Source organism: Hydrogenophaga sp. NH-16 (genome assembly GCF_004006415.1).
Classification (GTDB): Bacteria; Pseudomonadota; Gammaproteobacteria; order Burkholderiales; family Burkholderiaceae_C; genus Hydrogenophaga; species Hydrogenophaga pseudoflava.
Genome location: NZ_CP029344.1, coordinates 3,280,273 through 3,292,063 on the forward strand (window position 1 = coordinate 3,280,273; position 11,791 = coordinate 3,292,063).

Below are 11,791 nucleotides of genomic sequence, written 5' to 3' on the forward strand. Positions count from 1 at the left end.
GAACTGAAATGGCAATTACCGCAAGCATGGTCGCTGAACTGCGTGCCAAGACCGACGCACCCATGATGGAATGCAAGAAGGCGCTGACTGAGGCCGATGGCGATATGGCCAAGGCTGAAGAGCTGTTGCGTGTCAAGCTGGGTACCAAGGCCGGCAAGGCCGCCAGTCGCGTGACCGCCGAAGGCGTGGTCGCTGCTGCCATCAGCGGCAATACGGGCGCCCTGATCGAAGTCAACTGTGAAACCGACTTCGTGACCAAGAACGACAGCTTCCTGGCGCTGGCCAGTGCTGCGGCCAAGCTGGTGGCCGATCACAACCCGGCTGACATCGAAGCCCTGGGTGCCTTGGCCTACGAGCAGGACGGCTTTGGCCCCACGCTGGAAGAAGTGCGCAAGGGCCTGATCGGCAAGATCGGCGAGAACATGTCTTTCCGCCGTTTCAAGCGCTGGGCCAACGGTGGTCAGCTGGCCTCCTACCTGCATGGCACCCGCATTGGCGTTGTGGTCGAGTTCGACGGTGATGCAACGGCTGCCAAGGACGTCGCCATGCATGTGGCAGCCATGAAGCCTGTGTCTTTGACTTCGGCTGATGTTCCTGCAGAACTGATCGAGCGCGAGCGTTCTGTGGCAGCGGCCAAGGCCGCCGAGTCGGGCAAGTCGGCCGACATCGCTGCCAAGATGGTGGAAGGTTCGGTTCAGAAGTACCTGAAGGAAGTTTCGCTCTTCGACCAGGTCTTCGTGAAGGCGGCCGATGGCAAGCAGACCGTTGGTGCGTACCTCAAGACTGCGAACACTGCGGTCAAGAGCTTCACCCTGTATGTGGTGGGTGAAGGCATCGAGAAGAAGGTCGACGATTTCGCCGCCGAGGTTGCAGCCCAGGTTGCAGCGGCCAAAGGTGCCTGAACCCGTCGCCGTATCTAGCTGATCATGACAACGGGCCGCAAGGCCCGTTGTCATATTCGGTCGCTGAATTTTCCGGTGTCTGGCGACGCTGGGCCTCGAATCACACGCGGCTCCTCGCTACACTTGCCGGTTGCACATACAACAAGAGTCGTCACACAGGAATTCTCATGCCGTCCTACCAGCGCATTCTTCTGAAACTCTCCGGTGAAGCCCTGATGGGCGACGATGCCTTCGGCATCAACCGCGCGACCATTGTCCGCATGGTCGAGGAGATTGCCGAAGTGACCCGTCTGGGCGTCCAGGTGGCCATTGTGATCGGGGGCGGCAACATTTTCCGCGGGGTGGCTGGTGGCTCCGTCGGCATGGATCGCGCTACGGCCGATTACATGGGCATGCTTGCCACCGTGATGAACTCGCTGGCGCTGGCCGACACCATGGACAAGGCCGGATTGGTGGCCCGCGTGATGTCGGCGATCGCCATTGAGCAGGTGGTGGAGCCGTACGTGCGTCCCAAAGCCCTGCAGTATCTCGAAGAGGGCAAGGTGGTGGTTTTTGCCGCGGGCACAGGCAACCCGTTTTTCACAACCGACACGGCCGCCGCGCTGCGTGGCGCAGAGATCGGAGCCGAGATCGTGCTCAAGGCCACCAAGGTTGATGGTGTGTACACCGCCGACCCCAACAAGGACCCCAAGGCCACCCGCTACACAGCGTTGACGTTTGACGAGGCCATGGCCAAAAACCTTCAGGTGATGGATGCGACGGCCTTTGCCCTTTGCCGAGACCAGAAGTTGCCCGTCAAGGTGTTTTCGATTTTCAAGCCCGGGGCGCTGCGCAATGTGGTGCTGGGCGGGGACGAGGGAACACTCGTCCACGTCTGACCGACGCTTGGTACAGAGAACCTGTCTTCCATAGGAGCATTCATGAGCATCGCCGAGATCCGTCAGAACGCCGAACACAAGATGAACCAGTCGCTGGAGGCGCTGAAAACCAGCCTTTCCAAGGTGCGCACTGGCCGCCCCAACCCGCAGATCCTGGATACCGTGCATGTCGAGTACTACGGTTCCATGTTGCCGTTGTCACAGGTGGCCAACCTGTCCCTGCTGGATGCCCGAACCATCGGGGTCGCTCCCTGGGAGAAGGGCATGGGCGCCAAGATCGAGAAGGCCATCCGGGAGTCGGATCTGGGCTTGAACCCGGCCAGTCAGGGGGACCTGATCCGTGTGCCGATGCCTCCCATGACGGAAGAGCGCCGCAAGGAACTGACCAAGGTTGTCAAAGGGGAGGGCGAGGCTGCAAAGGTGGCTGTCCGCAACCTGCGTCGCGATGCCAACGAGCACGTCAAGAAATTGCTGAAGGACAAGCTGGTGTCGGAAGACGACGAGCGCCGTGCCCAGGACGACATTCAGAAGCTGACCGACCGGATGATCGGGGAGATCGACCGGATTGTCGCCTCCAAGGAACAGGACATCCTGGCGGTCTGATTCGCACCCGCCTTCGTTCCCATTCCAACACCAGGTTCGCTTGCCGATGTCTTCCAATCCCCTGACCGGCGCGCCGAATGCCGTTGGCGTGCCGCGGCATGTGGCCATCGTCATGGATGGCAACGGCCGCTGGGCAAAGAAGCGTCTATTGCCCAGGGTGGCTGGGCACAAGCAAGGTGTGGATGCGCTTCGCCGGACTGTCAGGGCTTGCCTTGAGCGCCACGTCCAAGTGCTCACGGTGTTCGCGTTCTCGTCCGAGAACTGGAACCGCCCTCCAGAAGAGGTTTCAGGGCTGATGGATCTTCTGGTGTTGGCCCTTTCACGGGAAGTGCCCAAGCTCGACAAGAGTGGAGTGAGACTGCACTTCCCAGGCGACTCCTCCGGACTGTCTCCGCGCCTGCTGCAAGGCCTTCGCAAGGCCGAGCAGACGACCGCACACAACGATCGCATGGTACTCAATGTGTGTTTCAACTATGGCGGTCGTTGGGACATCGTGAACGCCGCGAAGCAGCTGTTGGCCCAGGGCAGAGACATCACGGAAGCTGGGTTGTGTCAAACAACGGCGCTGGCCCACGTGGGCGATCCCGACCTGCTGATCCGTACGGGCGGCGAGATGCGCATCAGCAACTTTCTGCTCTGGCAGTGCGCGTATTCCGAGCTGTTTTTCACACCCTGTCTGTGGCCGGATTTCGACGCCGCCGAACTGGATCGGGCTTTCCAAGACTACGCAGGGCGCGAGCGCCGTTTCGGATTGACCTCCGAACAGGTGAGCCCGTCCAGCCCGGTGGCAGCGGCCAGCGGCTCGCATGCTTAAGCAACGCATCATCACCGCGCTGGTGCTCTTGGCTGTGGTGCTGCCAGCCATGTTTCATGCCTCTGTTGTTCCGTTTGCTGCCTTGGCGGTGGTGATGGTTTCCGCTGCTGGCTGGGAGTGGGCTCGCATGAATGGCCAGTCAGGGGAGGCGGCGTTGCTGATCGGCGCAGGGTTTGGCGGACTGCTGCTGCTCTTCTGGTTGTGGGGTGGGCTGGACCGCTCGTGGGCAGCCGTCTGGTGGGGCGCTGCTGGGGGATGGCTGTTGCTGTCGGTCTTGATGCTCAGGCGCGGAGTGGCTGGTTGGCAGCAGTGGCCGATGATTTGGCGATTGTCGGGTGGTCTATTGGTTCTCGCATGTGCCTGGCTGGCGCTCGTGCAGGCCCGGCAAACAGGCTTAGTGTTTCTGCTTTCGGTCTTGACCCTTGTGTGGGCTGCGGACATTGCCGCTTATGCCGGCGGAAGGACGTTTGGTCGCCGCAAGCTCGCGCCGACCCTGAGTCCGGGCAAGAGCTGGGAAGGAGTGTTCAGCGGGCTTCTCGGGGTGTTCCTGCTGGCGCTGTTCTGGCTGTGGTTCGATCAGCGCTATCCGTCGGATGGGCCCAGTCTTTTCAGTCGTCTGTGGCAGGCAGGGCCGGGCTGGGTGGTCCCGGCACTCCTTCTACTGACTGCTGCCAGTGTGGTGGGAGACCTTCTGGAGTCACTTGTCAAGCGCAGTGCGGGCATGAAGGATTCGAGCCAGTTGCTGCCCGGGCATGGTGGGGTGCTTGACCGGGTGGACGCCTTGTTGCCCGTGTTGCCTGTCGCCATGCTTTTTGCCCATCTGCTGGAGAGATGATCGTGCCCGTGCAGAACATCACCATCCTCGGATCGACCGGATCAATCGGTACCAACACCCTGGACGTCATCGCCCGCCACCCTGAACGGTTCCGGGTGTTTGCCCTCACGGCAGCGACTCAGGTCGGGTCCATGCTCGAGCAATGCAAGGTGCACCGTCCCGAATACGCTGTGATGGCCAGCCCGGAGCATGCCCGGCTGCTGGCGGACAGGGTGAAAGCAGAAGGTCTGAAGGTTCAGGTGTTGTCGGGCCCCCGTGCCCTCTGCGAGGTCAGTGCCGACCCGCAGGTCCACGCCGTGATGGCGGCCATCGTCGGTGCGGCCGGCCTGGAGCCAAGTGTCGCTGCGGCGCGGGCTGGCAAGAAGCTTCTGCTGGCCAACAAAGAATCGTTGGTCGTGGGCGGTGAGTGGTTCATGCAGGCCGTGGCGGAGGGGGGCGGCCGGTTGCTGCCTATCGATAGTGAGCACTCGGCGGTTTTTCAGTCCTTGCCTGAAGACCCTTCGACATGGCCCAGGCGCGTGGAGAAGATCCTGCTGACCGCATCGGGCGGCCCCTTCAGACAGCGTGATCCGTCCACCATGCATTCGGTGACGCCAGAAGAAGCCTGTGCCCATCCGAACTGGGTGATGGGGCGCAAGATTTCGGTCGACTCCGCCACCATGATGAACAAGGTGCTGGAGGTCATCGAGGCCAGGTACCTGTTTGGTGTGAAACCGTCTCAGATCGAGGTGGTGATTCATCCCCAGAGCGTGGTGCATTCGATGGTTCAGTTCCATGACCGTTCGGTGGTGGCCCAATTGGGGACACCCGACATGCGGGTTCCGATTGCCTACGGCCTGTCATGGCCCGAGCGCATGCAGTCTGGTGCAAATGCGCTGGATTTTTCGGCGTTGACTGCCCTGACATTCGAAAAGCCCGACGACCTTCGTTTTCCCGGCCTGCGCCTGGCCTGGGAGGCCCTGGAAGGACCTCCGGGAACCACCGCTGTGCTCAATGCCGCGAACGAGGTGGCGGTGGCGGCCTTTCTGGATCGGCGGCTGCGCTTCGATCACATTCATGTGGTCAATCGTGCAACTTTGGAGGCCTTGTCGCCCTCCAAGGCCGAGGGTCTGGAAGCGCTGCTCGCGCTGGACGAGCAAGCGCGAGCGATGGCCTCGGCCTGCGTGGATCGCTGCCGCGGCTGAACCTGCCCTGCTTGGCCCTTCAGGCCAGGGTTGTGTGCGCTGCCGATTTGATACTTCGAGGGACCTATGACCACATTGATTGCCTTTGTCGTGGCCTTGGGCCTGTTGATCGCTGTGCACGAGTATGGTCACTACCGGGTGGCCGTGGCCTGCGGGGTCAAGGTGCTTCGCTTTTCCGTCGGATTCGGAAAGCCGCTGCTGCGTTGGCAACGGGCTGGCAGTCCGACCGAGTTTGTGTTGTGTGCCCTGCCGCTGGGCGGGTATGTGCGGATGCTGGACGAGCGCGAAGCACCGGTGGATCCAGCGGAACGCCATCTGGCGTTCAACACACAGCCGCTGCGTTCGCGGGCGGCCATCGTCGCGGCCGGGCCGGCAGCGAATCTGCTGCTCGCCGTGGTGTTGTATGCAGCGGTGAACTGGATCGGTGTGGAGGAGCCCAAGCCAGTGCTTGCTTCACCCGTGGCTGGTTCAGTGGCGGAAAAGGCGGGACTCGTTGGCGGGGAGTGGGTGCAAAGCGCTTACGTGAACGGTGACGAAGCGTCGCCCGTGAGGTCGTTCGAGGACCTCCGTTGGCGCCTGACGCAGGCGGCGTTGTCTGATCAGGACATGCAACTGCTGGTGTCCCGTGAGGAGGGTGGCGCTGCGCGCGAGCTGACGCTGCCGCTCAGCCAGATCGACGTCAAGGAGGCCGACGCCACGCTGTTCAGGCGCATTGGCATCTTGTCCCCATGGACCGATCCGGTGATGGGGGACGTCATGCCTGGCGGTGCTGCGGAGGCTGCCGGGTTGAGGGCGGGGGACCGTGTGTTGCGCGTCGACGGCAAGGCGGTGTCCGATGGCGGTGCGCTGCGACAGAGCATCCGTGACAGCGTCAATGCTGAGGGTCAGGCGGTACGCCAGGTGTGGGACGTGTCCCGTGACGGCGGCACGCTAAGCCTGACCGTGGAACCCAAGCCAGAGAAATCGGGTGAGGCCTGGATCGGTCGTATCGGCGCGTACGTCGGCTCCGCGCCGGCGATGACGACGGTGCGCCACGGCGCGCTGGAAGGGCTGTGGCTGGGCATCCAGCGCACCTGGGAGGTGTCCTGGTTGACGCTGAAAATGATGGGCAAGATGCTGATCGGAGAGGCCTCCCTCAAGAACATCAGCGGCCCGCTCACCATCGCGGACTACGCAGGCAAATCGGCCAGCATGGGGCTCACGTCCTACATCGTGTTTCTGGCCCTGATCAGCGTCAGCCTTGGGGTCCTGAACCTGCTGCCGTTGCCGGTCCTCGATGGGGGGCACCTGATGTATTATCTTTGGGAGGGTGTGACCGGCCGCGGGGTGTCCGACGTCTGGCTGGAACGGCTGCAGCGAGGGGGAGTGGCTGTGTTGCTGGCCCTCATGTGCGTTGCCCTCTTCAACGATATCACCCGTCTCGTGGGCTGAACGATCTCTCTCTCATGAAACCATTTGTCTCCAGCCTGCGTGGGCTCAAACTGTCCGCCATTGCCACTTCCTTGTTGATGGCCTTGCCCGCTTGGGCCGTGGACCCATTCACACTCAAGGACATCCGGGTCGAAGGCCTGCAGCGCGTCGAGCCGGGCACTGTGTTTGCCTCCTTGCCTTTCCGTATTGGCGACCAGTACACCGACGACAAAGGGTCTTCCGCCATTCGGGCTCTGTTTGGCCTGGGGCTTTTCTCCGATGTGCGGCTGCAGATCAACGGGGACGTTCTCGTGGTGATCGTGGAAGAGCGTCCGTCGGTGGCCGATGTGAGCTTCACGGGCATCAAGGAGTTTGATGCCGAGGTGCTCAAGAAGGCCCTGAGGGAGGTGGGGCTCGCTGAAGGCAGGCCGTTTGACAAGGCGCTGGCCGACCGCGCCGAGCAGGAGCTCAAGCGTCAGTACATCAACCGCAGCATGTACGCCGCTCAAGTGGTGACCACCGTGACCCCGGGTGAGCGCAACCGGGTCAACCTCAACTTCAATGTGGTGGAAGGTGAGGTGGCGAAGATCAAGGACATCCGCATCGTCGGCAACCAGGCGTTCTCCGAGTCGACCTTGCGCGACCTGTTCGATCTGGACACGGGTGGCTGGATGAGCTGGTACACCAAGGCTGATCGCTACTCACGGGCCAAGCTCAACGCCGATCTGGAAACCCTGCGCTCATACTATCTCGCGCGTGGATACCTTGAGTTCAAGGTCGAGTCCACCCAGGTGGCCATCTCACCTGACAAGCAGGACATGTCGGTCACCATCAACATCAGCGAAGGCAATCGCTTCGTGGTGTCTTCTGTCGCGCTTGAGGGCGAGTACCTCGGCAAAGAGCAGGAGTTCAAGTCGCTTGTGAGCATTCGCGCGGGTGAAGCCTACAACGCTGAAGATGTGGCGCGCACCGTCAAGGCATTCACGGACTACTTCGGGGCATTTGGGTACGCGTTCGCGCAAGTGGAGGCGGCCCCCCTGATTGATCGTGTCAACAACCGTGTGGCGTTCGCGCTGAGGGCCCAGCCGTCGCGTCGGGTGTACGTTCGCCGGATCAATGTGGAAGGCAACAATCGGACCCGTGACGAAATCATCCGCCGCGAGTTCCGCCAATTTGAGTCGGCCTGGTATGACAGCGATCGCATCCGGCTCTCGCGCGACCGCATTGACCGGCTGGGGTTCTTCACGGAGGTCGGGATCGACACCGAGCCAGTGCCGGGCACCAATGACCAGGTGGATCTCACGGTGACGGTGGCCGAAAAGCCCACGGGCAACCTGTCGATTGGTGCTGGTTATTCGCAGGCCGACAAGCTGTCGCTGATTGCCAGCATCAAGCAGGAAAACGTCTTCGGCTCCGGCAACTATCTGGGGCTGGATCTCAACACCAGTTCTTACAACCGCCAGTTTGTCCTGAGTACCACCAACCCCTACTTTACCCAGGATGGTGTTTCCCGGACCTTTGACCTGTACTACAAAACCACCCGCCCCTATGACGCGCAGGGCGGGGACTACGAAATCGCCACGCCTGGGGTCGGTGTGCGGTTTGGCGTGCCTTTCACCGAGACCGACACCGTTTTCTTCGGGGTCGGGGCGGAGCGGGTCAAGGTGAAGGAGGGAGACCAGCTTCCCGAGGCCTATCGAGACCAGGGGGGAACCTATCTGCCTGCGACCATTGGCTGGGCGCGTGACAACAGAGACAGCGCTCTCGTCCCGACGGAGGGTCGACTGCAGCGGCTCAACTCCGAATTTGGCCTCGGGGGAGACCGGCGGTATGCCAAGCTCACCTATCAGTTCCAGCAGTATCTGCCCATCACCCGCCAATACACCTTTGCATTCAACACCGAACTCGGTGTCGGCAAGGGGCTGGGAGGCAAGACGTTCCCGGTGTTGCGCAATTTTTACGGCGGTGGCCTCGGGTCGGTTCGCGGCTTCGAGCAGGGAACCCTTGGCCCAACCTCGGCAGTCATCGGATCGACGACCGGCGAAACCGTCAACATCGGCGGGGCCCGCAATATCGTCTTCAATGCAGAGTTCATCGCACCCTTCCCGGGGGCAGGCAACGACCGCACATTGCGCTGGTTTGCGTTTGTTGACGCAGGCAACGTCTATGGTGAATCGGAAAGTATCGACTTCAGCAAGATGCGCTCTTCGGTGGGCGTTGGCCTGAGCTGGATCTCACCGGTCGGCCCTTTGCGCTTTGCGCTCGCCAACCCGGTGCGCAAGTTCTCCGGCGATAGAATCCAGAAATTCCAGTTTCAGATCGGAACATCCTTTTGATGAAGACCTTGCAGCGTCGCTTTGCCCGTCACCTGGCCGTTTTTCTCGCAGCCACCTGCGTGACCTTGACAGCGGCAGCCCAGGACTTTCGTGTGGGTTTCGTCAACACCGAGCGCATTCTGCGTGAGGCCAACATGGCGAAGGCGTCACAGACCAAGCTGGAGCAGGAATTCTCCCGACGCGAGAAGGATCTGCAGGGGCTGGCCGCACAGCTCAAGGCTGCGTCCGAGAAGCTTGAACGCGACGCCCCCACACTGCCCGAAGCACAGCGAGTGACCCGCCAGCGGCAACTGGTGGACCAGGACCGGGACTTCCAGCGCAAGCAGCGGGAGTTTCAGGAAGACGTCACCATGCGCAAGAACGAAGAAGTTCAGCAGTTGCTTGAAAAAGCCAATCGAGTGATCAAGCAGGTGGCTGAAACTGAAAAGTACGACCTGATCCTTCAGGAGGCGGTCTATATCAACCCCAAGCACGACATCACCGACAAGGTGCTCAGTGGCTTGAACAACACCAAGTAAGGCCCGTCATGTCCCGGTCGCTCGGCGACATCGTCGGCGCCCTGGGTGGAGAGCTCGTCGGGAACGCCAGTCTACAGATTCACCGTCTGGCGCCGCTCGCAACGGCCCGGGCGGACGAGCTTTCATTCGTTGCCCAGGCGCGCTACGCGGCCCAGATCCAGACAACAGCGGCGGGTGCTTTGATCATTCCCGCCGGCCTGAGAGATGCGGCCATGTCGCGCGGTGCCTGTATTGTCTGCGACGATCCGTATCTGTACTTTGCCCGCCTGACCCAATGGTGGAAGGCTCAGCACGAGCCTGCAGAGGCGCCTCGGGTTGACCCTTTCGCGAGCATCCACCCATCCGCAGTCATCGGAGATCGCGTTTCGATCGGTCCGTTTGCCGTCGTCGGCCCTGGGGCAAGGATTGGTGACGGGGCGCGAATCGGACCCCATTCCATCGTGGGCAGAGATGCCGCGGTAGGAGAGGAAACACTGCTCCACGCCAGGGTCAACATCGGCGACCGTTGTGTGGTTGGTCAACGCTGCATTCTTCATCCCGGCGTGGTCATTGGTGCCGACGGCTTCGGGTTCGCACCTCATCAGGGAGAGTGGGTCAAGATAGAACAGTTGGGTGCCGTCCGTATCGGGAACGATGTCGAAATCGGCGCCAACACCTGCATCGACCGCGGCGCGCTGGACGATACGGTCATCGGCAATGGTGTCAAGCTCGACAACCTGATACAGATCGGTCACAACGTGCGCATCGGCGATCACACGGCGATGGCGGGTTGTGTCGGCGTGGCGGGCACGGCCACGATTGGTGCGCATTGTTCGGTCGGCGGTGGCGCCATTGTGCTGGGCCATCTGACGCTTGCAGACCGGGTGAACATTTCCGCAGCGACGGTGGTGACCCGTTCGATCCATCAGCCTGGGCTGTACACCGGCATGTTCCCCATCGACGACAATGCGGCCTGGGAAAAGAACGCCGCATCGCTCAAGCAACTGGGTCGCTTGCGCGAACGCGTGCGTGCCCTCGAACAACGAGTTGAAAACAATCTTCCGAAAAGCTGAGCATCAACACAATGGACATCCACCAGATCCGAAAACAACTGCCTCACCGTTACCCGTTCCTGCTGGTGGACCGTGTGCTGGAGATCGAAAAGGGCAAGCGCATCAAGGCGCTGAAGAATGTCACCATCAATGAGCCGTTCTTCGGTGGTCACTTTCCGAACCGTCCGGTGATGCCTGGCGTGCTCATGCTGGAGGCCATGGCCCAGGCGGCAGCGCTGCTGGCCTTCGACACCGCCGGGGTAACAATGGACGACAACACCGTCTATTACTTTGCCGGCATTGACGGCGCCCGCTTCAAGCGACCGGTTGAACCAGGGGATCAGTTGGTCATGGACATTGAGCTGGACCGTGTGCGCGCGGGTATCTACAAGTTCAAGGGCGTGACCCGGGTGGGCGACGACGTGGTCTGCGAGGCCGAGTTGATGTGCACCATGCGCACGGTGTCCTGAGTGGTGGGGGGCTGCTGACGTGACGCAGATTCATCCCACTGCGCTGGTGGACCCTTCTGCGGAGCTCGACGATTCGGTTTCGGTCGGCCCGTACACCATCGTCGGGCCCCATGTGAAGATCGGTGCAGGTACGTCGATTGGCGCGCACTGCGTGATCGAAGGCCGCACCACCATCGGTGCGCACAACCGCATCTTCCAGTTCAACTCGATTGGTGCGGTGCCGCAGGACAAGAAGTACGCGGGTGAACCCACCGAGCTGATCATCGGCAACCACAACACGATCCGCGAGTTCTGCACCTTCAACCTCGGGGTGCCAGGGGCAGGTGGCCGTACCACGGTGGGAGACCACAACTGGATCATGGCCTACACCCACATTGCGCACGACTGCCACGTGGCCAACCACACCACGCTGGCGAACAACACCACCCTGGCAGGGCACGTGTTGCTGGCCGACTGGGTGACCGTGGGCGGACTGACTGGCATTCACCAGTTTGTCTCGGTGGGCGCACACGCGATGATCGGCTTTGCCAGTGCGGTCACGCAGGATGTGCCCCCGTACATGCTGGTGGACGGCAACCCGCTGGCGGTGCGTGGGCTGAACACCGTGGGGCTCAGGCGACGCGACTTTTCCGCCGCGCGGATCGCGGCGATCAAGCAGATGCACAGACTGCTCTACCGGCAGGGCCTCACACTCGATGCTGCACGCGCCGGCATTGATGCGTTGGCAACCGAGACGCCCGAGGCGGCAGAGGACGTGGCCTTGATGAGCCGCTTCCTGTCTGCGGCAACGCGCGGCATTGCGCGCTGATT

General features: G+C 61.8%; 12 protein-coding genes. All 12 read left to right on the forward strand.

Translation table 11 applies throughout. The annotated features are described in order from the left end of the window. The first annotated feature begins 8 nt into the window (after positions 1 to 8). The 12 genes from tsf to lpxA all read left to right on the forward strand — a co-directional run bounded on the left by tsf (position 9) and on the right by lpxA (position 11,789). Entirely contained in the window at positions 9 to 902 is an 894-nt protein-coding gene (gene tsf / locus DD542_RS15825; RefSeq protein ID WP_127806290.1) for a translation elongation factor Ts, read from the forward strand. Between the two features lie 167 nt (positions 903 to 1,069). Beyond that, entirely contained in the window at positions 1,070 to 1,780 is a 711-nt protein-coding gene (gene pyrH / locus DD542_RS15830) for a UMP kinase (RefSeq protein ID WP_066154348.1), read from the forward strand. Positions 1,781 to 1,822: 42 nt separating this feature from the next. After that, complete coding sequence (gene frr, locus DD542_RS15835; RefSeq protein ID WP_066154345.1) at positions 1,823 to 2,383, forward strand: ribosome recycling factor; 561 nt, start codon at positions 1,823 to 1,825, stop codon at positions 2,381 to 2,383. Positions 2,384 to 2,429: 46 nt separating this feature from the next. Continuing rightward, the gene (uppS, locus tag DD542_RS15840; RefSeq protein ID WP_066154342.1) at positions 2,430 to 3,197 is read left to right on the forward strand and encodes a polyprenyl diphosphate synthase; all 768 of its coding nucleotides are present in this window, start codon (positions 2,430 to 2,432) and stop codon (positions 3,195 to 3,197) included. Beyond that, positions 3,190 to 4,032, forward strand: a complete 843-nt coding sequence (locus tag DD542_RS15845; RefSeq protein WP_127806291.1) for a phosphatidate cytidylyltransferase — start codon at positions 3,190 to 3,192, stop codon at positions 4,030 to 4,032. Before uppS ends, DD542_RS15845 begins: the two co-directional genes overlap by 8 nt. Beyond that, positions 4,029 to 5,216, forward strand: coding sequence for a 1-deoxy-D-xylulose-5-phosphate reductoisomerase (gene ispC / locus DD542_RS15850; RefSeq protein WP_127806292.1), 1,188 nt, complete (start codon positions 4,029 to 4,031; stop codon positions 5,214 to 5,216). Before DD542_RS15845 ends, ispC begins: the two co-directional genes overlap by 4 nt. 66 nt (positions 5,217 to 5,282) lie before the next feature. Further along, positions 5,283 to 6,647, forward strand: a complete 1,365-nt coding sequence (gene rseP, locus DD542_RS15855) for an RIP metalloprotease RseP (RefSeq protein ID WP_127806293.1) — start codon at positions 5,283 to 5,285, stop codon at positions 6,645 to 6,647. 14 nt (positions 6,648 to 6,661) lie between these two features. Further along, complete coding sequence (gene bamA / locus DD542_RS15860) at positions 6,662 to 8,962, forward strand: outer membrane protein assembly factor BamA (protein WP_127806294.1); 2,301 nt, start codon at positions 6,662 to 6,664, stop codon at positions 8,960 to 8,962. After that, positions 8,962 to 9,480 (forward strand): OmpH family outer membrane protein, encoded by a 519-nt coding sequence (locus DD542_RS15865; RefSeq protein WP_066154325.1) that lies wholly within the window; start codon positions 8,962 to 8,964, stop codon positions 9,478 to 9,480. The genes bamA and DD542_RS15865 overlap by 1 nt, the downstream gene beginning before the upstream one ends. Before the next feature lie 8 nt (positions 9,481 to 9,488). Continuing rightward, positions 9,489 to 10,532: a UDP-3-O-(3-hydroxymyristoyl)glucosamine N-acyltransferase gene (lpxD, locus tag DD542_RS15870; RefSeq protein ID WP_127806295.1), complete on the forward strand. Its 1,044-nt coding sequence runs from the start codon at positions 9,489 to 9,491 to the stop codon at positions 10,530 to 10,532. Positions 10,533 to 10,543: 11 nt separating this feature from the next. Next, entirely contained in the window at positions 10,544 to 10,981 is a 438-nt protein-coding gene (gene fabZ, locus DD542_RS15875) for a 3-hydroxyacyl-ACP dehydratase FabZ (RefSeq protein ID WP_066154315.1), read from the forward strand. Between the two features lie 19 nt (positions 10,982 to 11,000). Further along, positions 11,001 to 11,789, forward strand: a complete 789-nt coding sequence (gene lpxA, locus DD542_RS15880; protein ID WP_066154312.1) for an acyl-ACP--UDP-N-acetylglucosamine O-acyltransferase — start codon at positions 11,001 to 11,003, stop codon at positions 11,787 to 11,789. Positions 11,790 to 11,791 lie beyond the last annotated feature (2 nt).